A 25,555-nucleotide genomic window follows, 5' to 3' on the forward strand; every position below is an offset into this window, starting at 1 on the left:
GAGTCGGGCCGGTGGTCGGCGGCGGCAGAATGAGGCGGTGACGGTCCGGAGGGTGCTGGGCCCGCTGGTGCGCGGGAGCACCTGGCGGCGGGGCGTGTTCCTGCTGCTGGGTGGGGTGCTCGCGCTGCCGTACGCGCTGCTCGCGGCGACCTTCGCGCAGATGTTCGGCAGGGCGGTGGTGCCGCTGCCGACCGCGGTCGTCCTGTCGCTGGTGGCGGCGGTGATCGCCGCCGTGCCGGTGTTCCTGGACGGCAGCCGGTCGCTGGAGATCGCCGCCGCCCGGTCGCTGCTCGAGGTGGACCTGCCGGACCGCGCGGACGGCTACCGGCTGGACCGGGAGACCCGGATCCGGGCCGCGCTCTGGATCGCCCTGCACCTGGTCAGCGGTGGCCTGGTGCTGTTCGCCGCGATCAGCGCCTTCCCGATGGCGGTGGTCTTCATCGCCCAGCAGTTCGGCCTCGACACCGGGGCCGGGCAGGCCCTCGGGCCGCTCGCCGGCCGCCACCCGGCGTGGCAGACCCTCGTCGGAGTAGTCCTGCTGGTCGGCCTCGGCTACGCGGTCGCCGGCCTGGGCGCGCTCGCCGCGTCGATGGCGCCGGTGCTGCTCGGCCCCTCGCCGGCGGAGCGCATCGCCGCGCTGGAGGCCCGCGCGGCCCGGCTGGCCGAGCGCAACCGGTTGGCCCGCGAGCTGCACGACTCGGTCGGCCACGCGCTGACCGTGGCCACGCTCCAGGCCGGCGCGGCCCGGCAACTGCTCGACGACGACCCGGAGTTCACCCGCCGGGCGCTGACGGCGATCGAGGAGACCAGCCGGCAGGCGATGGACGACCTGGACCACGTCCTCGGCCTGCTCCGGCAGACCGAGCGGGGCGACCCGCCGGTGGCGGAGAAGGTCCCGCAGCGCACGCTCGCCCAGCTCGCCCGGCTGGTCGACGACACCCGGGCGACCGGGCTGCCGGTCCGCGCCCGGATCGGCGGCGACCTGGCCGGGCTGCCCCCGGCGGTGTCCCGCGAGGGCTACCGGATCGTCCAGGAGGGGCTGACCAACGCGGCCCGGCACGGGCGGGGGCCGGTGCGCCTGCGGGTGGGCGTTACCGCCGGGCCCACCCCGGCGGACGGTGGCGGCGCGTCCGGCGGCGGTCGTGGGTGGGACGGTGGCGGCGCGTCCGGCGACGACCGGCGGCTGGAGATCGAGCTGGAGAACGAGCTGGCGGTCGGTGGTGGCCGGGGTGGTGGCGGGCGTGGGCTGGACGGCATGCGGGAGCGGGTGTTGTTGCTCGGCGGCCGGATGACCGCCGGGCCCGACGGTGGGCGGTGGCGGGTGCGGGTCGGCCTGCCGGTGCCCCGGGGGGAGCCGCGGTGAGCACCGACGTGCTGATCGTCGACGACGACGCGCTGATCCGGGTCGGGCTGCGGGCGATCGTGGCCGCCCAACCCGACCTGCGGGTGGTGGGCGAGGCCGCCGACGGCGCGGAGGTGCCGCCGCTGGTGGCGAAGCTGCGGCCCCGGGTGGTGCTGATGGACGTCCGGATGCCGGCGATCGACGGCATCCAGGCCACCCGCCGGCTGCTCGCCGCCTCCGCCGACCCACCGAAGGTGCTGGTCATCACCACGTTCGCCAACGACGAGTACGTCTACGAGGCGCTGCGCGCCGGGGCGAGCGGGTTCCTGCTGAAGCGGGCCCGCCCGGACGAGGTGGTGGAGGCGATCCGGGTGGTGGCGGCCGGCGAGTCGCTGCTGTTCCCGGCGGCCATCCGGCAGCTCGTCGGGGTGTACGGCGGGCGGGGCGGGGACCGGCTGCGGTCGGCCCGGCTCACCGAGCGGGAGGCCGAGGTGCTGCGGTTGATGACCACCGGGCTGTCCAATCCGGAGATCGCCGCCGAGCTGGTGGTCGGGGTGGAGACGGTGAAGACCCACGTCGGCAACGTGCTGGCCAAGCTGGGCGTGCGCGACCGGACCCAGGCGGTCATCGCCGCGTACGAGTCGGGGTTCGTCGTCCCCACCGGCTGACCCGGTGGCCGGGGCATCCCGTCCGGACGCTGGATTTCGGGTGGCCGGACGGCCGACGACAATGTCCGCGGCAACACTGGGGCGTTGAACCGGATGACCCGCCCGATCCCCCGCGTGATCCGCGTGATGCCGCTAGGATGACCCGGTTCGTCGGCGGGTTCGGCGGTTGGGGACGGGCTCTGGTCCGGCGGCTCCCGCACAAAGTCATCGCCCATTTTCGGGCGCGAGTCCCTTTCGCGGGTGGACGGATCACTATGGATAGCACCGAAGACGGCTCCCAGGGTGTCCTCGTGGACCTCAGCGACGTGAGCCTGGCCGATCTGCCGGAGCTGGACCAGTCGGCGTTCGCCTGGTCGCTGCGCCGGATCCTGGAGGAGGTCGACCGCCCGCGCGACGCGGTCGCCGGGTGGAACTCGGCGATGTGACCGTGCCGGGCGACGGGCGCGGCGCAGCGGTGGCGGATCGGCCGGCCCCGGCGCGGCCGGTGCCCTTCTCCGAATTCATCCTCAAGGTCCACAGTCGGTGCAACCTGGCCTGTGACTACTGCTACATGTACGAGCTGGCCGACCGCAGCGCCCGCACCGACCCGCCCCGGATGTCGCCCGAGGTGTTCGCGCGCACCTGTTGGCGGATCGGCGAGCACGTCCGTACCCACGGGCTGGACGCCGCGCGGGTGGTGCTGCACGGCGGCGAGCCGTTGCTGGTCGGCGCCCCGGCGCTGGCTCGGATGGCCGACCGGCTGCGGGCGGCGGTCCGGCCCGCCACGGCCCGGATCACGGTGCAGACCAACGGCACCCGCCTGGACGAGCCCGCGCTGTCCGCGCTGGTCGGTGCAGGGGTGCGGATCGGGGTGAGCCTGGACGGCGACCGGACGGCCAACGACCGGCACCGCCGGTACGCCTCGGGACGCGGCAGCTTCGACCAGGTCGACGCGGCGCTGCGCCGGCTGGCCGACCGGCCGGAGGCGTACGCCGGGATCCTCTGCGTGGTCGACCTCGCCGCCGACCCGCTGGACACCTACGCGGCGCTGCTGGCGTACCGGCCGCCGGTGGTGGACTTCCTCCTGCCGCACGCCAACTGGGAGAGCCCGCCGGCCCGGCCGGACGGCGACGACACCGGCTACGGGCGGTGGCTGGCCCGCGTCTTCGACGCCTGGTACGACGCGCCGGTGCGGCGTACCCGGGTCCGGCTCTTCGAGGAACTGATCAACCTGCTGCTCGGTGGGGCCAGCCGGACCGAGTCGCTGGGGTTGAGCCCGGTGGCCGCGGTCGTGGTCAACACCGACGGCGGGTACGAGCAGGTGGACACCCTGCGGTCCAGCTATCCGGGCGCGGTCGACACCGACCTGACGGTGTTCGCGCACTCCTTCGACGAGGTGTTGCGGCACCCGGCGGTGGCCGCCCGGCAGGCCGGGGTGTCGGCGCTGGCCGCCGGCTGCCGGGCCTGCCCGGTGCACCGGGTCTGCGGGGGCGGCAACTACCCGCACCGGTACCGGGCGGGCAGCTTCACCAACCCGTCCGTCTACTGCCACGACCTGCGGCTGCTCATCGACCACGTGGCGGGCCGGCTGCGGGCCGACCTGGTGGGCCTGCGGGGGCGGGACGGGTGACCGGCTACCACCGGCTGCGGCCGGCCGAGTTGGACGCGCTGGCCGCCGGCCCGGCGGACGCGGAGATCGTCCGTACCCTGCGGGCCGGCCAGCTCAGCAAGCGGATGCTCCAGTTGCGGGCGGTGCTGGACCTGGCTGGTCCGGGGCCGGCCGGCGGGTGGTTCGCGCTGCTCGCCGCCGCGGTGCGGCACGAGCCGGCAGTGGGGCCGGCGGTGCTGGCCCTGCCGCACACCGGGGCCTGGCTGGCGGTGACCCTGCACCGGCTGCGGCACGACACCGCCCGCGTCGCGGACGCCAGCGGTGTGGCGGGTGAAGCGGGCACCGACGGTGTGGCAGGTGACGCGGGCGCCGGCCCTGTGGCGGGTGTCAGCGGTGTGGTCGGCGCCGGCCCTGTGGCGGGTGCTGATGGCCTCGCGGGCGCCGGCGGCGGCGAACCCGGGGTGCCGTCCGGCCGGACCACGGCGGGCCTGGACGGCGTGCCGGCCGAGCCGGTCCGGCCGGCGGGGCCCGACCTGGGCTATCTCGCCGGGCTGGCGGCCGCGGCGGCGATCCGGGCCGGCCTGGACTTCGAGCTGACCGTGCCGTCGGTGGACGGCACCGTCTTCCTGCCGTCGCTCGGCCGGGCCCGGGTGGGCGGTGCCGGGCCGGTGCCGGTGTCCCGGGCGGGCGGCCGGGTCCGGGTGGGGCCGGTCGAGGTGCCGCCCGCCGCCGCCCTCGGCGGGCTTTTCGCGGCTGCCGAGACCGGCCGTCCGCCGGCCGACGAGCCGCCGGGGGCGGGCGTCGAGGCGGAGGGCTGGTCGGGGCTGCACCGGCTGGCCAGCACCGCCGACGGCCTGACCGTGCGGCTCTGCCTCGACGACCTCGACCCGTACCGGGACTGCCACCGGCTCTGCGCGACCGACCGGCTCGACCCGGCGGCGGTGCGGCGCTGGCAGCGGCTGCTCGACGATGCCTGGCCGATCCTGGTGCGGCACCACCGTGGGCACGCGGCGGCCCTCGCCGAGGGGCTGCGGGTGGTGGTGCCGTTGCGGTCCGACTCGGCCAGCGCCGGGGTGAACGTCACCAGCATGGACGCCTTCGGGGCGGTGTCGATGACCCTGCCGGCGGACGGGCCGGCCCTGGCGCTGGGCCTGCTGCACGAGTTCCAGCACGCCAAGCTCGGCGCCACCATCGACGTCGAGCCGCTGTACGCCCCCGACGACCGGCGCTACTACTACGCGCCCTGGCGCGACGACCCCCGCCCGCTGGGCGCCGCCCTCCAGGGGGTGTACGCCTTCGTCGCGGTCACCGAGTTCTGGCGGACCCGGCGGACGGTGCTCGCGGACGGCGGGGCCCGGCTGGCCGAGGTGGAGTTCGCCCGGTGGCGGGACCGGGTGGCGCGGACCTGCGCGGACATCGAGTCGTCCGGCCGGCTGACCCCGGCCGGCCGCCGGTTCGTCGGCGGCGTGCGCGCCGTCATCGACGGCTGGCGGGACGAGCCGGTGCCCGGGGCGGCGGTCGTGCTGGCCCGGGAGGCCGCCGAGGACCACTGGACGGTGTGGCGGCTGCGCAACCGCCGCCCCGACCCGGTGGCGGTGCGACGGCTGGCCCGGGCGTGGCGGGCGGGCCGGCCCTGCCCGGCGGTCACCGTCCGGGTCGAGGTACGCCCGGCCGACGGCCGGTGGTTGAGCCGCAGCCCCCGGCTGGACCTGGTCCGGCTACGGCTGGCCGACCCGGAGCGGTTCGACCGGCTGCGCGGCGGCAGCGAGCGCCTCGCTGACGCGCTGCCCCAGGCGTCGGCGGGTGATCTGGCGCTGGCCGCCGGGGACAACCTGGCCGCCCGGGCCTGGTATCAGCGGGAGCTGGGGCGCGACCCGGATCGGTTGGCGGCCTGGGTGGGACTGGCGCTGGCCGACCAGCGGTTGCCGCCCGCCGAGGCGGCGGTGCGCGTCGATCCGGAGCTGTGCCGGGCGGTGCTGTGCGCGGTGGCCGCGACCGGCGCGGCGGCGGACCCGCTCGCTCTGGCCCGCTGGCTGGCCCCGGTGCGCTGCGTGCCGGCGACGGACGAGCCGACGCCCGTCCCGGCGCCGCCGCACCAGCCGAACCCGGCCGACCCGGCGTCTCGGCCCGACCCGGCGTCTCGGCCCGACCCGGCGTCCCGGCCCGACCCGGCGTCCCGGCCCGACCTGGCGTCTCGGCCCGACCCGGCGGGCGGCCCGGGCTCGGTGGGCGGTCCGGACCCGGCCGGGCCGGCGCCCGTCACGTCGGTGGCGGCTCCAGATCGCAGTTGAGCCGGTTCGCCTCGACCAGGGCGATGGTGTTCGGGTGCTCGTCGCCCAGCACCCGGCGGAACGCCGGCATGACCTCGTCGCGCAGCGTACGGGCGCCGCGGTGGTCCCCGGTGACGCTGAGGCTGGTGGCGAGGTTGTTCGCCACCGCCAGGGTGTCCGGGTGCGACGCCCCGAGGATGCGGCCGGCCCGGTCGTACGTCTCCTGGTCGCTGGCCAGGGCGGCGGCGAACTCGCCCCGGTCGAACCAGCAGTTGGCCAGGTTGATGTTGGCCGCCAGCGTGTACGGGTGGTCCGCGCCGATCCGCTCGGTGAACCGGGCGACCACGTCGTCGGAGAGCGCGAAGGCCGCCTCCGTCTGGCCCGCCTTGCGCAGGAAGATGGCCAGGTTGTTGGCGTAGGCGAGGGTGAACAGGTGGTCCTCGCCCATGTGCTGCCGGTACCACTGGTGCACCGGCCGGGCACGGCGCAGCGCGCCCGCGTCGTCCCCGATGGCCGACTCGTCGCAGGCCAGGTTCATCGCGCTGGCCTGCACGTCGGGGTGGTCCGGCCCGTGCCGGCGGCGGGATCGCACCAGCACGTTCGAGCTCAGCTCGTGCGCCTGTTGCAGTTCGCCGAGCTTGCGCAGGGTCACCGCGTAGTTCTTCAACACCCGCAGCGTCTCGCCGTCCTCCTCGCCCAGCACCTGCCGGTGCGCCTCCACCGCGGTTTCTAGCACCCGGCGGGACTCGAACAGGTCGCCGGTGTCCCGCAGGTCACGGCCGTACTGGCCGTAGGAGAAGAGGGTGTACGGGTGCATCGGGCCGAGCCGCTCCCGGCGGCGGGCCAGGGTGCGCTCGTCGAGGCGCAGCGCGCCCCGCAGGTCGCCGACCAGCCGCAGTGAGATGGCCAGGTTGTGCGCCGCGATCAGGGCCCGCGGATGGTATTCGTCGAACACCTCGCGGGCCAGTTCCTCGGTGCGGGTGTCCAGGTCCCGGGCGCGTTCGAAGGAGCCCAGGGCGCGCAGGTCGGCGGCGAGGCTGCCGGCCACGATCACGGTGTATTCGTGGTCCTCGCCCAGGGTGCGGCGCAGCCGGTCGTGCACGTCCCGGTCGATGTCGTACGCGGCCTGGTAGCGGGCCTCCAGCCGCAGGGCGTTGGCCAGGTGGAACCGCATCAGCAGCGTCTGCGGATCGTCCGGGCCGTACCGCGCCTGCCACAGCGTGATCGCCCGCTCGGCCAGCTCGGCGCAGGCGGCGAAGTCGACCCGGCTCCACATGTAGCGGGCCACGTCCAGCAGCAGTTGGCGCACCTCCGGCTGCTCAGAGGTGAGGGTCTTGGACGGCAGCACGTGGGGCCAGAGGTCGGCGTAGACCTGCCAGTAGTCGGGGTGGTCGGGGTCGTTGGGGTTGGCGGCGGCCAGGATGGCGTGCACGTGCCGGCGGTTGGCGTCCTTCTCCTCGTCGGAGAGCGACTCGCGGATCAGCTCCTGCACCAGCGGGTGCATCCGCAGGCTGGTCTGCCCGGCGTCGTCGGCGCGTTCCGGCCCGCGCCAGCGCCCGCCGCCCCGGACGCTGTCGATGCGGGCCAGCGCGTACCGGCCGACGTCGCGCAGGGCTCGTCCCATCAGCAGCGGGTCGCGCAGCGAGGGGTCGTAGGGCAGTAGCACGGTGATGAACGTGTGGCCGGTGATCAGGCTCATCGGGATCGGTTCGGCGGCGAAGAAGGCGCAGACCTCCAGCAGTTTCGCCGCCGCCGGGTTGCGCTCGCGCAGGCTGTCCAGCGAGACCAGCCAGGGCTCGGCGCCGGTCTGCCGGTAGTCGGCCGGCAGTTCGCTGGCGAGCATGTCCGGCAGGTAGCGGCGGACCCGGGTGAGGTACTGGTCGGGGGACTCGCCGGTGGTGGCCAGCCACGCGCCGGCCTGCTCGATGGCCAGCGGCAGGTCGCCCAGCCGGGTGGCGATCCGCTCGGCGTCGCCGATGGGCAGGTGGTGGGCGCGCCGGCGGAGCAGGGCCACGCTCTCGGTGCGGTCGAACGCGCCCACCTCCAGCGTCCGGGCCTGCCCGGACCAGGAGTGGTTGCGGGTGGTGACCAGCACGTGCCCGGGGCCCTGCGGCAGCAGGTCGTGCAGCTCGGTGGGCTCGTCGGCGTTGTCCAGGATGAGCAGCCAGCGCCGGTACGGTCGGCCGCGGCGCAGCGCGTCGAGGACCCACAGCACGCGGTCGCTGACGTTGCCGCCGAGCGTGGTGTCGGTCTCGGCGGCGATCCGGTCGGCCAGGTCGCCCAGGGCGAGCCGCAGCACGCTCGGCTGCTGGGCGGAGATCCACCAGACCACGTCGTACTCGGCGCGGAACCGGTAGGCGTACTCGAGGGCGATCTGGCTCTTGCCGACGCCGCCGAGGCCGTGCAGCGCCAGCGGCGCGTGCTCCGCCTCGGCGGAGGAGAGCCAGTCCCGCATCTCCTCCAGCAGCGGGCCGCGCCCGACGAACTGCACGTTGCGCGGCAGCGGCACCCGCCACACCGGCGGCTCGTTGCCGGGGAAGCGGCGGCGCCGCTGGCCGTCGTCCTGCTCGGGCGCGGGCCGGGCCGGGTGGTCCAGCGCCTCCAGCAGCCGGGCGGTGGCCTCCTGCTCGGTGAGGCCCACCAGGTCGACGGGGATGCGGTCCAGGAACAGCCCGGGGGCGCGCGAATTGTCCAACCGGACCGGCACCAGGTAGCCGCTGGCGGTGCCGGGGTCGTGGCTGGTCGCCCGGGTCCAGAGGTCGGCCGCGTTGGGCGACTGCATGTATTCCTGGGACAGCAGCACGACCAGCCGGGCCGCGTCGGAGAACCCGACGCCGGCCCGGTCGCCGCGCGCCGGGTCGGCCGGGAAGTCCACCTCCCGCATCACGGCCCGCAGGCCGGCGGCACGCAGCTCGTCGCAGATCCACTCGGCCCAGGCCCGGTCGAGGGCGGCGTAGCTGACGAAGACGTCGGGGGTGCCGCCGGTGGGCCGCTGCCGCTCGAACTTCGCCAGCCACTGCCGGCGGAGCCGGTCGTCGAGCTGCGGCAGGTCGTCGACCGCGCCCTCGGTGATCGCGCGGGTCAACCGCTCGTACGCGGCCAGCAGCGTGCCCTCCTGGTGGGGGCGGTCGCCGAACGCGGCGAGGATCTCCTCGTACGCGTAGTAGGGCAGGTAGGGGACCTCGATCTCGCCCCAGTACCGGTCGGACTCCTCGGCCGAGAGGCGGGGCAGCAGCGGGGTGAACCGGCGGCGTGCCTGGTCCCGGCCGGCCTCCAGCTTGAGCTGTTCGGCGTTGTCCACCCGCATCGGCACCGGCAGGATCCGCACCGGCCGGTCGCCGCGCTGCCGGACGATCGACCGGGCCACCGCCGCCGCCCCGTCGATGCTCTGCTCGTTGAGGGTGAACGAGGTGACCACCGCGTCCGGCAGCCGGACCGTGCAGATGCCGGCCGTGTCGCTGACCCCGGTCCGGCTGTCGATCAGCACAAAGTCGTAGTTGGCCCGCATGCTGGCGGCCAGCGCGTCGAGGAAGGTGTTGCCGCCGAGCCGCTCGAAGAACGCCTGCCAGTCGAAGGTGCTGACCGCCTTCGTGTACGACGAGTCCTGCCGGCCGGCCGGCAGCAGGTCGAGGTAGCCGGGCCGCAGCGGCCGGGCACCGCCGGTCACGTCCCGCTCCGGCGCGGGGAAGCGCCACTCCAGCGACACGGCGTGCCGCAGCACGTCGGAAGCGGCGTCGATCCAGTCCGGATCCTCCGTCTCGGCGGACGGGCGGACGGCCGCGTCGGCGAAGTCCCGGGCCATGTCGATCACGCCGCGGGAGGTGCGCAGGTCCTTGTCCAGCAGGAACGGGTGAAAATATCGGTGCAGGCCGGGTGATTCCAGGTCCCAGTCCACGGCGAGCACCCGGTAGCCGTTGGCGGCGAGGATCCAGGCCACGTTGGCCAGCGCCATGGTGCGCCCGGTCCCGCCCTTGTACGAGTAGAACGTGATGATCCGGCCTTCGCTGCCGCCGGTGCTCGTGCCGAGCGGGTCACTGGTCGTCACGTCGTTCCTCCGTTCCGGGCTCGTCGCCGCCCCAGGGCCCGTCCAGACGTGGTGGCGAGGTGTCCGTCGACGGGTCGGGGGGCCGGTGCACCGTCCCGCGCCGGAACACCCGGTTGCGGGCCACCTCCAGCACCTCCGGAAGCTCCTCCTCGAAGGCGCGGTGGGTGATGATGTTCGACCGGTACAGCTCGTCGTCGGAGGTCAGCTCGTCGAAGATCTCCCGGCAGGCGCGGGAGAGCGACTGCCAGTGCTCGCGGGTCTCCGGGTCGTCGCGGCTGCTGGGGATGAGCACGGCGGTGGTGGCCCCCTGGTCGCGCAGCGCCGCCGAGGCGTGCGCCACCAGGACCTCCCGGCGCTGCGGCAGGCGGGTCAGCCAGGCGTCGACGATCAGCACCAGGATCTGGTTGTACCGGGCGGCCAGCTCGGCGCTGCGGGGCAGCCGGTCCAGGTGCACCACGGTGGAGCGGTAGCTGTGGTCGGCGGCGATCTCCCGGGCGTAGTCGACGAGCGGCTCGGGCATCGGTGGGCGGTAGGGCGCCCACTGCAGCGGGTCGTCGCCGTAGCCGGTGACGTCCTGCCGCACGCCCTGCATCTCGTCGCGGTCGGAGGCGGCCACGATGAAATGGACAAGCATCGGGCTGGTGGTGCTGTCCGTCCCGCCGGTGGTCACCCGGCCGGGCGGGCCGGTGGTCGGGCCCTGGTGGAAGGCGCTGGTGACCGTCTCCAGGTCGATCGGGCGGCGGTGGTCCGGCAGTGGGTGGGCCTCCACGCTGGACACGATCTGGCTGGCCAGTTCGAACAGGAAGGTGCGGTAGTCGTCGCTGTGCCGTTGCAGCCGCATCAGCTGCCGTACGCCGAGTCGTTGGTAGAGCTCGCCGAGGCTGTCGGAGGAATATTGCAGCGGCTCGGCCACCGGGTGGATCCGGCCCGGCTGCGCGGGGATCCACATCAACGGCTTGAGCAGGGAGGTGTCCACCCGGCGCTGGTTCTCGAACCGGGCGGTGCGCTCGGCGAACAGTTGCCACTCCTGGCCGCACGCCTTGCTCTGGAAGTATCGCGGGGTCATCAGGGCCAGAAAGGACCGGCAACTGCCGAGCGCCTCGACCAGCCGCTGCGGCCACCGCTCGCCGAGCAGGATGGTCCGGTCGACGAACCCGACCTGCTCGTCGCGGGCCAGGCCGGCGATCAGCCGTACCTCTGCGCTGAGATCTTCGTAGAACCGTTGGACGAGTGCGTCCTCGTCGCCCCTCGCATAGCTGAGGAAGAAGTACAGCACCGCACCTCCGCGCCTGGGACTCTGGCCATGGGGGTGGCCGGGTCGTGGCCGTCGCCGGGCGGGCCAGTGCCAGTGGCCTTGGCGGCGGGAGCTTAACCGCGAGTATAGGGGCGGAAGCGGGGTGCGACAGCCCGCCGATCGGCGTATCCGGAGCGCCTCTCGGATCTCGCCCCGCCGGTCCCCCGGCCGGGGGACCGGGCTGCTCCCGGCGCGGGAGGAGAGTCACCGCCCGCCGGCCGACGCTGGAGCCATGGACACCACCGACCTTGTTCCCGTCCGCCGCCGGCTCGACCTCGTCCCGCCGCTGGCCGCCGCCTGGCTCGCCGGGTGGGGCCTGCTCGCCCTGGTGGGCACGCTCACCGGCGCCGGCTACCCGTTCGGCGCCAACGACCCGTACGGTGACGGCGCCAACCTGCTGCGGCTGGTCCCGGTGCCGGCCGGGCCGCCGGTCTTCGCCGGGCTGCTGCTGCTCGGCGCGGTCGTCGCCCTGGTGGCGACCGGCGCCGCGCCGGTGCGCGGCCCGCTGCGCGCCCTGGTGCTCGGGTACGGCTGGACGCTGGCCGCGTTCCTGGCCGTGGTGGTGCCGGACGTGCGGGTGCTGATGATGCTCGGGTACGCCCCGATGCTGCTGCTCGGCGCCCCCTTCGGCTGGCCGCCGGTCGACTACTCCGCGCTGTTCACCTGGGCGCTGTTCGCCCGGGTCGCCGCCCTGGCCGGCGGGGTGCTGCTGGCCGGGGCGCTGCTCGTCTGGCGGCGGCGGACCACCGCGGCCTGCCTGGCCTGCGGCCGGGGCGGCGCGGCGGGCGGCTGGACCGAGCCGGCCGCGGCGGCCCGGTGGGGCCGCTGGGCGGCGTGGACCGCGGCGCTGATCCCGCTGGTGTACGCGGCCACCCGCTTCGCCTGGCTCGCCGGGATCCCGCTCGGCATCGGCGCCGACTTCCTGGCCGAGATGCGGGAGACCGGGCTGGTCTGGGCCGGCGCCGGGTTGGGCGCCTTCGCCACCGTCGGGGCGGTGCTCACCGTGGGTCTGGTCCGGCCCTGGGGGGAGCGGTTCCCGCGCTGGCTGCCCGGGTTGGCCGGTCGGCGGGTGCCGGTGGCGGTCGCGGTGGTCCCCGCCACGCTTGTCGCGCTGTCGGTGACCGGGGCGGCGCTGGCGCTGTTGAGCGCCCCGCAGTTCTGGCGGCTCACCGAGGACTTCAGCGCGGCCGAGGCGCCGATGCTGCTCTGGCCGTTCTGGGGTCCGGCGCTGGGGGCGGCGGCACTGGCGTACCACCTGCGCCGGCGGGGCGGCTGCCGGCGGTGCGGCCGGGGTTGACTCCCATTGGCGCACCCTGATGGACGAGATGGCTGAGCTCGTCGACGACCGGTCCCGTTCTCGGCAGGATGGGCCGTACCGGGACGGCTCCGTGGCCGGAGAGGAGGCAACGGGATGGAAAGCGATCTTCGGCTTGCGGGCCGGCGAGCACCCGGGAGGCTCCGGTGACGACCGAACCCGTCCCGGCACCGCGCTCCGGGTCCCGCCCGGCGCGCTGGGCGTACGCCTGGTGGGCGGCCGTGGGCGCCCTGCTCGGCCTCGGTCTCGCGGCGATCCTCACGATCGGGCCGGTGCTACTGCTCGTGGGCGGCGTGCTCGCGGGGGCGGGGGTCCTGCTCAGGGCGGCGCGGAACCGTTCGGCCGTCGCGGTGGTGGGTGGTCTGGCCGCCGCCCCCGGCTATCTGGCCTGGCTGAACCGGGCGGGGCCGGGGTGGGTGTGCGAGACCACGGCCACCCGGACCTCCTGCGTGCAGGCATGGAGTCCGTGGCCGTTCCTGGTGGTCGCGCTCCTGCTCGTCGCCGCCACCGTTTTCCTGCTCCGCCGCGTGCGGCCCTGATCAGGGGGCGGCGCACGCGGGCTCGGCGGGGGTGGCCGCAGCGCGCTAGCGTGAGTCGGGTGACTGCGCCCAACCAGGCAATTCCGGTCCCGCCCGCCGACCTGCCGGGCACGCTCGGCGCGCTGCGCGCGGCCGGACACCGCTACCGCACCGTCAAGCAGGAACTCCGCGACAACCTCCTGGCCCGGATGCGCACCGGGCAGGAGCGCTTCCCCGGCATCGTCGGATACGAGGACACCGTGCTGCCGGAGGTCGAGCGGGCCCTGCTCGCCGGCCACGACATGGTGCTGCTCGGCGAGCGCGGCCAGGGCAAGACCCGGCTGATCCGGTCGCTGGGCGCGCTGCTGGACGAGTGGACCCCGGTGCTTCCCGGCTCGGTGCTCAACGAGCACCCGCTGCACCCGCTCACCCCGGCGTCCCGGGCCCTGGTCGCCGAGGCCGGCGACGACCTGCCGATCGGCTGGCTGCACCGGTCGATGCGCTACGGCGAGAAGCTGGCCACCCCGGACACCAGCGTCGGTGACCTGATCGGCGACGTGGACCCGATCCGGCTCGCCGAGGGGCGCACCCTGGGCGACCCGGAGACCATTCACTTCGGGCTGGTGCCGCGCACGAATCGGGGCATCTTCGCCGTCAACGAGCTGCCCGACCTGGCCGAACGCATCCAGGTGGCGCTGCTCAACGTGCTGGAGGAGCGGGACATCCAGGTTCGCGGCTACCAGCTGCGGCTGCCGCTGGACCTGCTCCTGGTGGCCAGCGCCAACCCGGAGGACTACACCAACCGGGGCCGGATCATCACCCCGCTCAAGGACCGGTTCGGGGCGGAGATCCGTACCCACTACCCGGTGGAGCTGGGCATGGAGCTGGCCCTGATCCGGCAGGAGGCCGACCTGGTCGCCGAGGTGCCGGAGCACGTGCTGGAGGTGCTCGCCCGGTTCGCCCGGGCGGTGCGCGAGTCGCCGTCGGTGGACCCGCGCTCGGGCGTCTCGGCCCGGTTCGCCATCGCCGCCGCCGAGACGGTCGCGGCGACCGCGTTGCGCCGCGCCGGTCTGCTCGCCGCCTCCGCCGGCGCGGGCGCCGCCGCGGGCGCTGCCGCCGCTGGTGCCGCCTCTGCCGACGGCGGCTCGGGTGAGGTGTTAAGCGGGGGCCCCTATACAACGGAAAGCGTTAACAAGGGCACCCTCCTTACCGGGCCGGAGGAGCCGGTGGCGCGGGTGGGGGACGCGGTGTCGGTGACGTCGACGCTGCGGGGCAAGGTGGAGTTCGAGAGCGGTGAGGAGGGGCGGGAGACGGAGATCCTGGCCCACCTGCTGCGTACCGCCACCGCGGAGACCTTCCGGGCCCGGCTGGCCGGGCTGGACCTGTCCGGGTTCACCGCGCTGGTGGCCGAGGGCGGGTTGATCGAGACCGGTGAGCTGGTGCCGTCGGCGGAGCTGCTGCGGCAGGTCGGCACCGTGCCGGGGCTGGCCAAGGCCCTCGACCGGCTCGGCCTGGGCGACGCGCCCAGCCCGGCGCAGGCGGCGGCGGGGATCGAGTTCGTGCTGGAGGGGTTGCACCTGACCCGCCGGCTCGGCAAGGACGTCACCGAGTCCGGCCGGACCGTCTACGGCGGCCGGGGCTAGGCGATGGCCGGCAACCGGTTCCGGTACGGGCAGTGGCGGGGTGGCCCCGACCCGCTCGCCCCGCCGTACGACGTGCGGGCGGCGGTGGACGCGGTCGGCGCGGAGGTGCTGGCTGGCGGCAGCCTCCGGGAGGCGCTGCGCGACCTGCTGCGGCGTGGCCCGCGGGGGCGGGGTGGCCTGGACGAGCTGGCCGCCCGGGCCCGGCGGCTGCGGCGGGAGGCGCTGCGCCGGGGCGACCTGGACGGGGCGGTGACCCGCTCTCAGGCCCTGCTGGACCAGGCCCTCGCCGCCGAGCGGGACGCGCTGCGCGAGCGGGCTGACGACGACGCCCGGTTCGCCGAGGCGGTGCTGGACAACCTGCCCCGCTCCACCGCCCGGGCGGTCCAGGAGCTGGCCGGGTACGAGTGGGCCAGCGAGCCGGCGCGGCAGACGTACCAGCGGATCCTCGACGGGCTGCGCGGCGACGTGCTGGAGCAGCGCTTCGCCGGGCTGCGGGACGCGGCCCGGGTGGCCAGCGACCCGGCGGTGCAGCGGCAGCTCGCCGAGATGATGCGCGACCTGAACGACCTGCTGGCCCGGCACGCCCGCAGCGAGGACACCACCGACGCGTTCGCCGAGTTCATGCGCCGGCACGGGGAGTTCTTCCCGGAGCGGCCGAAGGACGTCGACGAGCTGGTCGACGTGCTGGCCCGCCGGGCCGCGGCCGGTGAACGGCTGATGCGTTCGCTGTCGGACCGGCAGCGCGAGGAGCTGGCCGGGCTGATGCAACAGTCGCTCGGCGACCGGCTGGCCGGGGAACTGTCCCGGCTCGACGACCACCTGCGGGCGTTGCGCCCCGACCTGAACTGGCAGCGCGGCGAGCGGGTCCGTGGCGACCGGCCGCTCGGCTACGGGGAGGCGACCGGGGCGCTGGACGAGATCGCCGAGCTGGACGAGCTGCTGGACGGGCTCGACCAGGACCAGCCGGGGGCGACGCTGGACGACGTGGACGTCGACGCGGTGGCCCGAACGCTGGGCCGGGAGGCCGCCGACGACGTACGCCGGCTGCGGGAGCTGGAGCGGGAGCTGCGCCGGCAGGGCTGGGTGAGCCGGGACGCGGACGGGTTGACGCTCAGCCCGAAGGCGCTGCGCCGGCTCGCCGCCACCGCGCTGCGCCGGGTCTTCGCGGACCTGACGGCCGGCCCGCGCGGGCAGCACGACCTGCGCTCGGCCGGCGCGGCGGGCGAGGTGAGCGGGGCGTCGCGGCAGTGGGAGTACGGCGACGAGCAGCCGCTGGACGTGGTGCGCACGCTGACCCGGGCGGTCCGCCGGGCCGGCCCCTCGGTGCCGGTGCGGCTGGCGGTCGAGGACTTCGAGGTGGTGGAGACCGAGCGGCGGGCCTCGGCGGCGGTGGCGCTCTGCGTCGACCTGTCGTACTCGATGATCTCGCAGGGCCGGTGGGGCCCGATGAAGCAGACGGCGCTGGCGTTGTCGCACCTGGTGGCGACCCGGTTCCCGCAGGACGCGTTGCAGATCGTGGGGTTCGGGCGGGAGGCGGCGGCGCTGACCCAGCAGGAACTGGCGGCGGTCGAGCCGGAGCTGGAGCAGGGCACCAACCTCCAGCACGCGCTGCGGCTGGCCGGCCGGCACCTGCGCCGGCACCCGGGCGCCGAGCCGGTGGTGCTGGTGGTGACCGACGGTGAGCCCACCGCCCACCTCGACCCGGAGGACGGCGAGGCGTACTTCCACTGGCCGCCGCTGCCGGAGACGATCGAGGCGACCATCCACGAGGTGGACCGGCTGACCCGGTACGGCGCCACGATCAACCTGTTCATGCTCGGTGACGACCCCGGCCTGCGCCGCTTCGTCGACGCGGTGGCCCGCCGCTCCAACGGCCGGATGTTCACCCCCGACCCCGACGACCTGGGCGAGTACGTCGTGGCCGACTACCTCCGCGCCCGCCACGGCCGCCCCTGACCCCGCCCCCACCCCCACCCCCACCCCCACCCCCCCCTCGCCCCCGCCGATCATGGACTTGTGGCACTGGGCAAAAGCCACTCATCCGGATGAACCAGGCGCCATAACTCCATGATCGGCGAGGGCGGGCGGGGTTGAGTGGGGGGATGGACGGGGTGGACGGTGGTCAGTTGCGGCGGGCGTACGGGGAGGTGCTCGCCGAGCTGGACGGGGGCGGGTTCGGGGCGCCCGAGGAGGGCGGGTTGAGCGCCGATCAGATCGTGGCGCACCTGGCCGCCAACGACGAGCTGATGAGCGAGGCCACCGAGGCGGTGCTGGCCGGGTCGCCGTTCGCGTACTACGACCTGGAGACCATCCACCGGCCGCAGCTCGACGCGCTGGTCGCCGAGTGCGGTGGCCTGGACGGGCTGGCCGCCCTGCTGCGGGCCACCAGCCAGAAACTCTGCGCGCTGGCTGACCGGCTCGGCCCGGCGGCGGAAACCCCGGTGGACACCGTGCTGCGGGAGGGCTTCGACCTGGACGTGGACGAGTCGCTGCCCTGGGGCCGAGTGCTGGACCTGCACACCCGGGTGCACCTGCCGATGCACCTGGCCCAGCTGCGCGCCCTGCGCCACCACCCCCACCCGGCCTGACCCCGCCGTCCAGAGCGACGGCGGACGGCGCTGCCTGCCGCACGTCGGGCCTTCCTGAGGCGGGGATGCCCCGCCTTGCCGCGCCTCGGGCCTTCCCGGGGCGGAGGTGCCCGCGTTGTCGCAAGCTGGGCCTTCCTGGGGCGGGGATGGCCCGTTCTGCCGCACACCGGGCCAACCCGGGCCCGAGGCGCGCGGCCCGTGCCCGGGGCCCGTGCCCGGGGGCCCGCGCCTCGGGCCCGAGGCGTGGGGCGCGGGTCAGGTGGGGACGCGGCGGAAGGTGCGGCGGTAGGCGGACGGGGAGACGCCGATGCGCAGCTGGAGTTGCTGGCGCAGGGCGGCGGCGGTGCCGAAGCCGGACCGGTGGGCGATCTGGTCCACGCTCAGGTCGGTGGTCTCCAGCAGCAGCCGGGCGTGGTCGGCGCGCTGCTGGGCCAGCCACTGCGCCGGGCTGAGGCCGGTCTCGGAGCGGAAGTGCCGGGTGAAGGTGCGGACGCTCATCCCGGCGTGCGCCGCCAGGTCGCGCAGCGCGACCGGCTCGTGCAGCCGTTGGCGGGCCCAGTCCCGGGTGGCGCCGGTGCCGTTGCGCGCCTTCGGCGGGATCGGCCGTTCGATGTACTGGGCCTGGCCGCCGTCCCGCCAGGGTGGCACCACGCAGCGCCGGGCCGACCGGTTGGCCACCTCGCTGCCGTGGTCGGTCCGGATGACGTGCAGGCACAGGTCGATCCCGGCGGCCACCCCGGCGGAGGTGAGCACCGGGCTGTCGTCGATGAAGAGCACGTCGGGGTCGAGGTCGACGCCGGGGTGCAGGCGGCGGAACCGGCTCGCGTACGCCCAGTGGGTGGTGGCCGGGCGGCCGTCGAGCAGGCCGGCGGCGGCGAGGACGAACGCGCCGGTGCAGATGGACATGATCCGTACGCCCCGCCGGTGGGCGGCCCGCAGCGCCTCGGCGACGGCCGGTTCGACGGTGCCGTCGGTCAGCGGCGGGCCGGCGTGGATGCCGGGGACGACGACGGTGTCGGCGGACTCCAGCAGCTCCAGCCCGTGGTCGGGGAGGACCTGGAAGCCGGCGGTGCTGCGGACCGGCCGGCCGCCGGGGGTGCAGGCGGTGACGGAGTAGAGCGAGGTGCCCTGGTCGGTGCGGGCGGTGCCGAAGACCTGGGCGGGGGTGCCGAGGTCCAGGCCCACCACGTCGTCGACGGCGAGCACCGCGACCCGGTGCCGAGCGATGGTCATGGCCCGATTATTGCGCATGATGGCTTTCCGGCCACTCGTCGGCGGCCCGCCGGCCCCGCAGACTCGACAACGTGATCCGACACCGCCTCCATCCGGCCTGGTACGTCGCCGCCGTCGCCTTCGTGGCGCTGGTCGGCGCGGCCGGCTTCCGCGCCACCCCCAGCGTGCTGCTGCACCCGCTGCACGCCGAGTTCGGCTGGCCGCTGGCCACCATCTCCGCCGCCGTCTCGGTGAACCTCCTGCTGTACGGGCTGACCGCCCCGTTCGCCGCCGCGCTGATGGACCGGTTCGGCATCCGCCGGGTGGTGGCCGCCGCGCTGCTGCTGGTCGCCCTCGGCAGCGGGCTGACCGTGTTCATGAGCGCGAGCTGGCAGCTCGTCATGTGCTGGGGCGTGCTGGTCGGGCTGGGCACCGGCTCGATGGCGCTGGCGTTCGTGGCGACCGTCACCGGCCGCTGGTTCATCAAGCGGCGCGGGCTGGTCACCGGGGTGCTGACCGCGGGTGGCGCGGCCGGGCAACTGGTCTTCCTGCCGCTGCTCGCCGTGCTGGTACGCGACCACGGCTGGCGCACGGCGGCGCTGGTCGTGGCCGGGGCGGCGCTGGCCGTCGTACCCCTGGCGGCCTGGCTGCTGCGGGAGCACCCGGCGGATCTGGGCCTGCCGCCCTACGGCGGCACCGAGGTCGTCCCGCCGCCACCGGCCACCGGCGGAGCGGCGGCCCGGGCGGTCGGCGCGCTGGCCGCGGCGGCCCGGACCCGGCCGTTCTGGCTGCTGGCCGGCGGCTTCGCCATCTGCGGCGCGACCACCAACGGGCTGGTCGGCACCCACTTCGTGCCGGCCGCCCACGACCACGGCATGGCGGAGACCACCGCGGCCGGGCTGCTGGCCCTGGTCGGGCTCTTCGACATCGCCGGGGCGCTGCTCTCCGGCTGGCTCACCGACCGGGTGGACGGCCGGCTGCTGCTCGGCGTCTACTACGCGCTGCGCGGCGGGTCGCTGCTGGTGCTGCCGAGCCTGTTCGCCGGCACCGCCGAGCCCAGCATGCTGGTCTTCATCGTCTTCTACGGCCTGGACTGGGTGGCCACCGTGCCACCCACCGTGGCGCTGTGCCGGGAATACTTCGGCGCCTCCGGCGCGGTGGTCTTCGGCTGGGTGTTCGCCGCCCACCAGTTCGGCGCGGCGATCGCCGCGACCGGCGCGGGCCTGGTCCGCGACCGGCTCGGCGACTACGCCCTGGCCTGGTACGTGGCCGGCGCGCTGTCGATCGGCGCGGCCGGGCTCTCCCTGCTGCTGCGCCGGCGGGGCGCGGTGCTCCCGCCCGTCCCGCCGGCGCCGGTGGCCGCCGGCCGCCGCGCCTGGAGCTACCGGGGCTGACCGCCGGCGGCCGTCAGCCCAGGGTCCACTGCTGCTCGGCGGTGGCGGTGCAGGTGGACTGCTCCAGGACCGCCCCGGCGGTGGTGGCGTTGTCGCGCACCTTCACGCACTTGCCGCTGTGTACCGGGGTGAGCAGCACCGGTCCGGTGCCGATGGCGACCACCCGCCACTGCTGGTTGGGCTGGCCGTGGCAGGACCACTGCTGCAGCACCGCGCCGTCGTCGCCGCTGCCGCCGTCCAGGTCGAGGCACTTGCCGCTGGCGGCGTTGGTCAGGGTGACCACCTCGCCGTCGACCGGGGTGGCCACCCACTGCTGCTCGGGGCCGCCGGTGCAGTCGACAAGCATCGCGTCGGCGCCCTCCGGGTCGCCGCCGGCCACGCCCACGCAGAGCCCGGAGGTCGCCGCCCGGAACACCTGGGGGCCGGTCGGCGGCCCGGCCGGGGCGGGCGGCGGCGGAGGCGCGGTGCTGGCCTCGGGGGTGGGTGACGGCTCGGCCGTGGGCACGGCCTCCTCGGTCGTCTCGGCGCCCGCCGACGACTCCTGGGCCGCCGGCTGCGGGGTGGCCGCGGCGGCCGGGATCACCGGCTCGTCGCCGCCACCGCCGAGCGCGCCGGAGGCGAAGAAGGCCCCGAGGAGTACGCCGATCACGCCGATCGCCAGCGCGGCCCGCAGCAGCGGGTCCCGGGGCAGGCCGGGCAGGCCAGGACGGCGGCGGGCGGCGCCGTAGACGGTGCCGGCCGGGTCGTTGCGGTCATCGGAGACGGCCATGGGGGCATCCTGACGCACACCGCCGTCCCGGGGCCAATCGCCGCCCCGTGCGGTCACCCACCGTCAACCGGCCGGCCCGGTCAGTCGACGACCGTGACGTCCTTCCAGAAGGCCACCCGGTCCCGGACCATCTCGGCGTCCGGCTTCGGCTCCGGGTAGTACCAGACCGCGTCGGCGCTGCGGTGGCCCTCGTGTTCCAGCGTGTAGTAGGAGGCGGTGCCCTTCCAGGGGCAGACCGTGTGCGTGTCGGAGCCCCGGAGCACGTCCTCGCGCAGCGTGGCGCGGGGGAAGTAGTGGTTGCCCTCGACCAGCACCGTGTCGTCGCTCTCGGCGATCACCAGGTCGTTCCACACAGCTTTCGGCATGCCCTCCACGCTATGCCCGGCGCCGCCCGCCGGCCACCGCTGGCGGGAACGCCGCCAACAACGCTCGGCGGACGCGAAACGGCCACCGTGGACGTCCCCCCGTCGGGCCGATCATGGCGTAATGTGATCTCATGCGCGCTGAGCGTGTGGATCATCCGGTTGACCATGATCAGGCGGTGGACACGCTGCGACGGTCGTACGCCGCGGTGCCCGCCGGCGAGCCCGTACGGCTGGCCAAACGCACCTCCAACCTGTTCCGCCCCAGGTCCACCCCGCGCACCCCGGGGTTGGACGTCAGCGGCCTGACCGGGGTGCTCGGCGTGGACCCGCGGGCCGGCACGGCCGACGTGCAGGGCATGTGCACCTATGAGGACCTGGTCGACGCGACCCTGCCGCACGGCCTGATGCCGCTGGTCGTGCCGCAACTGCGCACCATCACCCTGGGCGGGGCGGTGACCGGGCTGGGCATCGAGTCCACCTCGTTCCGCAACGGCCTGCCGCACGAGTCGGTGACCGAGCTGGACGTGCTCACCGGTGCCGGTGAGATCGTCACGGCCCGGCCGGTCGGCGAGCACGCCGAGCTGTTCCGCGCGTTCCCCAACTCGCTGGGCAGCCTCGGCTACGCCACCCGGCTGCGCATCGAGCTGCAACCCGTCCGGCGATACGTGAGCCTGCGCAACATCCGGTTCACCCGGCTGGAGGAGCTCACCGACGCGATCGCGGAGGTGGTCGAGAAGGGCGCCTGGGCGGGCGAGCCGGTCGACGCGATGGACGGGGTGATGTTCAGCCCCGGCGAGGCATACCTGGTGCTGGGCACGTTCACCGACGAGGCCGAGCGGCCCAGCGACTACACCGGGCAGGACATCTACTACCGGTCGTTGCGCCGGCGCACCCGGGACGCCCTCACCGCGTACGACTACCTGTGGCGCTGGGACACCGACTGGTTCTGGTGCTCGGCGGCGTTCGGGGTGCAGCATCCGGTGGTCCGTCGGCTCTGGCCGCAGCGCTACCGGCGCAGCGACTTCTACCACCGGCTGGTCCGTCTCGAGCACCGCCACCAGGTGGCCGCCCGGGTGGACCGGTGGCGGGGCCGGCCGGCCCGGGAGCGGGTGGTGCAGGACGTGGAGATCCCGCTGGCCGAGACGGCCGGCTTCCTGCGCTGGTTCGCCCGCGAGGTGGGGATGACGCCGGTGTGGCTGTGCCCGCTGCGGCTGCGCGAGCCGGCCGGTCCGGGTTCCGCCCGGGCCTGGCCGCTGTATCCCCTCCAACCGGGCGAAACGTATGTGAACATCGGGTTCTGGGGGAGTGTGCCGATCGCCGGGGCGGCGGCGGACGGCGACGTCAACCGCTCCATCGAGCGGGCGGTGTCCGAGACGGGTGGGCACAAGTCGCTCTACTCGGACGCGTACTACGACCGGGAAACGTTCGACCGGCTCTACGGCGGCGCGGTGTGGCGCGCCGTGCGGGACCGCTACGACCCGGAACACCGGCTGACCGGACTGTACGAGAAGGCGGTAGCACGGAAATGAGCCTGACCGACCGAACTCAGGGGGCGGCGAGCACGCCCTCGACACCGCCGCCGGGGGGCCGGCGGGGCGGAACGACCGTGGCGGACGTGGTCCGGGCGGTCACCACCGGCACCCTGCCGGTGCGGATCACCGCGTACGACGGCAGCGCCGTCGGGCCGGCCGACGCCGGGATCACCCTGTCCATCCGCACCGAGCGGGGCCTGTCGTACCTGCTCACCGCCCCGGGTGACCTGGGCATGGCGCGGGCGTACGTCAGTGGTGACCTGGGGTTGGACGGGGTGCACCCGGGCGACCCGTACGAGGCGCTGCGGGTGCTCAAGGACGACCTGCCGCTCCGGCTGCCGTCGGTGGCCGAGGGGCTGGCCCTGGTCCGCGGGCTGGGCTGGGAGCGGCTGCTGCCGCCGCCGCCCCCGCCGCAGGAGGCGCTGCCGCGCTGGCGGCGGGTGATGGGCGGGCTGCGGCACTCGAAGAGCCGGGACAGCGCGGTCATCTCGCACCACTACGACGTGTCGAACGCCTTCTACGAGAAGGTGCTCGGGCCGTCGATGACGTACACCTGCGCGGTGTTCCACACGCCGGGCGACACGTTGGAGCAGGCCCAGGCGGCCAAGTACGACCTGGTGGCGAACAAATTGGCGCTCAAGCCGGGGATGCGGCTGCTCGACGTGGGCTGCGGCTGGGGCGGCATGGTCCGACACGTGGCCCGAGAATACGGCGTCAGGGCGGTCGGGGTGACCCTGTCGAAGGCGCAGGCGCAGTGGGCGCAGGCGGCGATCGAACGGGAGGGGCTGACCGAGCTGGCCGAGGTGCGGCACCTGGACTACCGGGACGCGCCGCGCGAGCAGTTCGACGCGGTCTCCTCGATCGGGTTGACCGAGCACATCGGGGTGCGCAACTACCCGTCCTACTTCCGGGCGTTGCGGGAGCGGCTGCGCCCGGACGGGCGGCTGCTCAACCACTGCATCACCCGGGCCGACAACCGGGCCCCGCACCGCTCCGGCGCGTTCATCGACCGGTACGTCTTCCCGGACGGCGAGCTGGCCGGTCCGGGGCGGCTGATCGGTGAGATCCACGACGCCGGGCTGGAGGTGCACCACGAGGAGAACCTGCGCCAGCACTACGCGCTGACGCTGGCCGCCTGGTGCCGGAACCTGGTCGAGCACTGGGACTTCTGCGTCTCGGAGGTCGGCGTGGGCACCGCCCGGGTATGGGGGCTCTACATGGCCGGGTCGCGGCTGGCGTTCGAGCGCAACGGCATTCAGTTGCACCAGGTGCTGGCCACCCGCACCGGGCCGGACGGCGAGTCGTCCTACCCGCTGCGCCCGGACTGGACGCCCTGACCCCACCCGGCGTCACGAAAGGCCGCGCGGCCCGCGCGGCCTTTCGTCGACCCTATTGACAAGAAGATTTTGTACGTACAAACTTGTTTTTGCCATGAGAGACGTCCTGTACCTGGAGCAGATCGAGCAGGCCGAGACCCTGCTCAAGCCGCACCGCGTCGACGTGCTGCGGCAGCTGGCCGAGCCGCGCACCTGCACCGAGGTCGCCGCCCGGCTGGACCAGACCCCGCAGCGGGTCTACTACCACGTCAAGCAGCTCGCCGCGGCCGGCCTCGTCGAGCAGGTCGCCACCCGCAGGGTGCGCGGGATCAACGAGGGCATCTGGCAGGCCGCCGCCCGGTCGTACTGGCTGTCGCCCCGGCTGGTCGGCCGCATCGGCGGGCTGCGCCGGGTGCGCGACGAGCTGAGCCTCGGCCACCTGCTGGACCTGATGGAGGAGGTCCAGGCCGACGTCGCCGCACTCGACCGGTCCGCCCCGGAGCTGCCCTCCATCGGCGTCTCCGGCGAGATCCGGGTGCCGGCCGAGCGCCGGCAGGAATTCCTGCACGACCTGCAGTCCACGCTGCGGGACCTGTTCAGTCGCTACGGGGGCGCCGAAGGCGACGCCTTCAAGCTCGCCGTGGCCTGCTATCCGAAGGGCGAAGCACATGAGTGACCTGCTGACCATCCGCGTACGCCTGGCCGCGCCCGTCGAGGCCGTCCGGCGGGCGCTGACCGACCCCGCCGAGCTGCGCGTCTGGTTCGCCGAGCACGCCGAGGTGGCGCTGCCCGACCGGTACGAGTTCTGGGGCCGCTACACGCCCGAGGGCGACGCCCCGCACCAGCGCCCGCTGCACGTCGACGCGCACACGCTGCGCTTCGCCTGGCTGCTCGACGGGGTGGAGACCACCAGCGAGCTGACCCTGGCCCCGGACGGGCCGGACGCCACCGTCCTCACCCTCACCCAGTCGCACTGGAGCTTCGCCGACGCGCTCGCCGGCACCACCATCCGGGGCGTCCTGCAAACCTGGTGGTCGCTGTCGCTGGCCAACCTCGCCGCCCACCTGGAGGGGCAGCAGCTGCTGCCGCGGACCGACTTCACCTCCGCCGACCTGCGCGGCGAGCTGCTCATCGGCGCGCCCACCGACAAGGTATGGACGTCGCTCACCGACTCGGAGCAGGCCAGCGCCTGGTTCGGCCACCCGATCGGCATCGAGCCCTGGGTCGGCGGCCGGTACGCCATGGGTGGCTTCGACGCGGGCTACGCGGCCAAGGTGGTCGACCTGGAGCCGGGCCGCAGGATCGCCGTCGACTGGGGACCGACCGGCGTCACCACCTGGGAGCTGGCCGAGTCTGGCGGACAGACCAGGCTGACCTTCGTGCAGAGCGGCTTCGACGACGCCAACCCGCCGTACGGGGCGTGGAGCGGCACGGTCTCCGGGCTGCACGAGCTGCGGCGCTTCCACGAGGTGGCGGACTGGCAGCCGATCTGGCTCGACGTGGAGATGCCGTCGGAGGCCCCCGCCTGACCGGCGCCTGCCCCGTCCGCGCCTCCCCGCCCTGACCGGCGGGGAGGCGCGCTCCACTCTGGACGGTCTGGTGCGAGCGTGCCACCTGACATAGACTCCGCTCGCTGCACAGTGACGATCAGCTTCGATGTCACTACCGGCGATCACGGGGGAATACATGTCAATAG

Annotated in this window: 20 protein-coding genes; 15 read left to right on the forward strand and 5 right to left on the reverse strand. The window is 74.8% G+C overall.

Features of this window, described 5'->3' with window-relative positions; all coding sequences use genetic code 11:
- The first annotated feature begins 37 nt into the window (after window positions 1-37).
- From K7640_RS10490 to K7640_RS30570, 5 genes are all read left to right on the forward strand, one after another.
- The gene (locus K7640_RS10490; RefSeq protein WP_222954564.1) at window positions 38-1,363 is read left to right on the forward strand and encodes a histidine kinase; all 1,326 of its coding nucleotides are present in this window, start codon (window positions 38-40) and stop codon (window positions 1,361-1,363) included.
- On the forward strand, window positions 1,360-2,010 hold the full coding sequence (locus tag K7640_RS10495; protein ID WP_222954565.1) for a response regulator transcription factor: 651 nt from the start codon (window positions 1,360-1,362) through the stop codon (window positions 2,008-2,010). The genes K7640_RS10490 and K7640_RS10495 overlap by 4 nt, the downstream gene beginning before the upstream one ends.
- Before the next feature lie 290 nt (window positions 2,011-2,300).
- The gene (gene fxsA, locus K7640_RS10500; RefSeq protein WP_308042500.1) at window positions 2,301-2,435 is read left to right on the forward strand and encodes an FxSxx-COOH cyclophane-containing RiPP peptide; all 135 of its coding nucleotides are present in this window, start codon (window positions 2,301-2,303) and stop codon (window positions 2,433-2,435) included.
- Window positions 2,417-3,619 carry an FxsB family cyclophane-forming radical SAM/SPASM peptide maturase gene (locus K7640_RS10505; RefSeq protein ID WP_308042501.1) on the forward strand — a complete coding sequence of 401 codons (1,203 nt, stop codon included), beginning with the start codon at window positions 2,417-2,419 and terminating at the stop codon, window positions 3,617-3,619. Before fxsA ends, K7640_RS10505 begins: the two co-directional genes overlap by 19 nt.
- On the forward strand, window positions 3,616-5,889 hold the full coding sequence (locus tag K7640_RS30570; protein ID WP_222954567.1) for an HEXXH motif-containing putative peptide modification protein: 2,274 nt from the start codon (window positions 3,616-3,618) through the stop codon (window positions 5,887-5,889). Before K7640_RS10505 ends, K7640_RS30570 begins: the two co-directional genes overlap by 4 nt.
- Here the strand turns inward: K7640_RS30570 and fxsT are convergent.
- Window positions 5,858-9,913 carry an FxSxx-COOH system tetratricopeptide repeat protein gene (fxsT, locus tag K7640_RS10515; RefSeq protein WP_222954568.1) on the reverse strand — a complete coding sequence of 1,352 codons (4,056 nt, stop codon included), beginning with the start codon at window positions 9,911-9,913 and terminating at the stop codon, window positions 5,858-5,860. The genes K7640_RS30570 and fxsT overlap by 32 nt on opposite strands.
- The gene (locus tag K7640_RS10520) at window positions 9,900-11,189 is read right to left on the reverse strand and encodes a TIR-like protein FxsC (RefSeq protein ID WP_222954569.1); all 1,290 of its coding nucleotides are present in this window, start codon (window positions 11,187-11,189) and stop codon (window positions 9,900-9,902) included. The genes fxsT and K7640_RS10520 overlap by 14 nt, the downstream gene beginning before the upstream one ends.
- A 250-nt stretch (window positions 11,190-11,439) precedes the next feature.
- Here K7640_RS10520 and K7640_RS10525 point away from each other — a divergent pair, with 250 nt between their 5' ends.
- The 5 genes from K7640_RS10525 to K7640_RS10545 all read left to right on the forward strand — a co-directional run bounded on the left by K7640_RS10525 (window position 11,440) and on the right by K7640_RS10545 (window position 17,271).
- Window positions 11,440-12,504 carry a hypothetical protein gene (locus K7640_RS10525; protein WP_222954570.1) on the forward strand — a complete coding sequence of 355 codons (1,065 nt, stop codon included), beginning with the start codon at window positions 11,440-11,442 and terminating at the stop codon, window positions 12,502-12,504.
- A 164-nt stretch (window positions 12,505-12,668) separates the two neighbouring features.
- Complete coding sequence (locus tag K7640_RS10530) at window positions 12,669-13,061, forward strand: hypothetical protein (protein WP_222954571.1); 393 nt, start codon at window positions 12,669-12,671, stop codon at window positions 13,059-13,061.
- A 50-nt stretch (window positions 13,062-13,111) separates the two neighbouring features.
- Complete coding sequence (locus K7640_RS10535; RefSeq protein ID WP_222954572.1) at window positions 13,112-14,683, forward strand: magnesium chelatase; 1,572 nt, start codon at window positions 13,112-13,114, stop codon at window positions 14,681-14,683.
- 3 nt (window positions 14,684-14,686) lie between these two features.
- The gene (locus K7640_RS10540) at window positions 14,687-16,639 is read left to right on the forward strand and encodes a VWA domain-containing protein (protein ID WP_222954573.1); all 1,953 of its coding nucleotides are present in this window, start codon (window positions 14,687-14,689) and stop codon (window positions 16,637-16,639) included.
- A gap of 146 nt (window positions 16,640-16,785) precedes the next feature.
- Complete coding sequence (locus K7640_RS10545) at window positions 16,786-17,271, forward strand: hypothetical protein (protein ID WP_255608596.1); 486 nt, start codon at window positions 16,786-16,788, stop codon at window positions 17,269-17,271.
- Between the two features lie 255 nt (window positions 17,272-17,526).
- On the opposite strand, the gene K7640_RS10550 is transcribed toward K7640_RS10545, so the two are convergent.
- Window positions 17,527-18,522 (reverse strand): GlxA family transcriptional regulator, encoded by a 996-nt coding sequence (locus tag K7640_RS10550; protein WP_222954574.1) that lies wholly within the window; start codon window positions 18,520-18,522, stop codon window positions 17,527-17,529.
- 53 nt (window positions 18,523-18,575) lie between these two features.
- Between K7640_RS10550 and K7640_RS10555 the strand changes: the two genes are divergently transcribed.
- Window positions 18,576-19,877, forward strand: coding sequence for an MFS transporter (locus K7640_RS10555; protein WP_222954575.1), 1,302 nt, complete (start codon window positions 18,576-18,578; stop codon window positions 19,875-19,877).
- A 13-nt stretch (window positions 19,878-19,890) separates the two neighbouring features.
- Here K7640_RS10555 and K7640_RS10560 read toward each other — a convergent pair whose 3' ends face one another.
- Together K7640_RS10560 and K7640_RS10565 are read right to left on the reverse strand one after the other, a co-directional pair.
- On the reverse strand, window positions 19,891-20,646 hold the full coding sequence (locus K7640_RS10560; protein WP_222954576.1) for an RICIN domain-containing protein: 756 nt from the start codon (window positions 20,644-20,646) through the stop codon (window positions 19,891-19,893).
- Window positions 20,647-20,726: 80 nt separating this feature from the next.
- Window positions 20,727-21,011, reverse strand: a complete 285-nt coding sequence (locus K7640_RS10565) for a DUF427 domain-containing protein (protein ID WP_222954577.1) — start codon at window positions 21,009-21,011, stop codon at window positions 20,727-20,729.
- Window positions 21,012-21,142: 131 nt separating this feature from the next.
- Here K7640_RS10565 and K7640_RS10570 point away from each other — a divergent pair, with 131 nt between their 5' ends.
- From K7640_RS10570 to K7640_RS10585, 4 genes are all read left to right on the forward strand, one after another.
- On the forward strand, window positions 21,143-22,540 hold the full coding sequence (locus tag K7640_RS10570) for an FAD-binding oxidoreductase (protein WP_222954578.1): 1,398 nt from the start codon (window positions 21,143-21,145) through the stop codon (window positions 22,538-22,540).
- Window positions 22,537-23,880 carry a class I SAM-dependent methyltransferase gene (locus K7640_RS10575; RefSeq protein WP_222954579.1) on the forward strand — a complete coding sequence of 448 codons (1,344 nt, stop codon included), beginning with the start codon at window positions 22,537-22,539 and terminating at the stop codon, window positions 23,878-23,880. Before K7640_RS10570 ends, K7640_RS10575 begins: the two co-directional genes overlap by 4 nt.
- A gap of 94 nt (window positions 23,881-23,974) precedes the next feature.
- On the forward strand, window positions 23,975-24,535 hold the full coding sequence (locus tag K7640_RS10580; RefSeq protein WP_222954580.1) for a helix-turn-helix domain-containing protein: 561 nt from the start codon (window positions 23,975-23,977) through the stop codon (window positions 24,533-24,535).
- Complete coding sequence (locus K7640_RS10585) at window positions 24,528-25,388, forward strand: SRPBCC family protein (RefSeq protein WP_222954581.1); 861 nt, start codon at window positions 24,528-24,530, stop codon at window positions 25,386-25,388. Before K7640_RS10580 ends, K7640_RS10585 begins: the two co-directional genes overlap by 8 nt.
- Window positions 25,389-25,555: the final 167 nt, after the last annotated feature.

The sequence above is a fragment of the Micromonospora sp. PLK6-60 genome, from assembly GCF_019890675.1.
In the GTDB taxonomy this organism is placed as follows: Bacteria; Actinomycetota; Actinomycetes; order Mycobacteriales; family Micromonosporaceae; genus Micromonospora.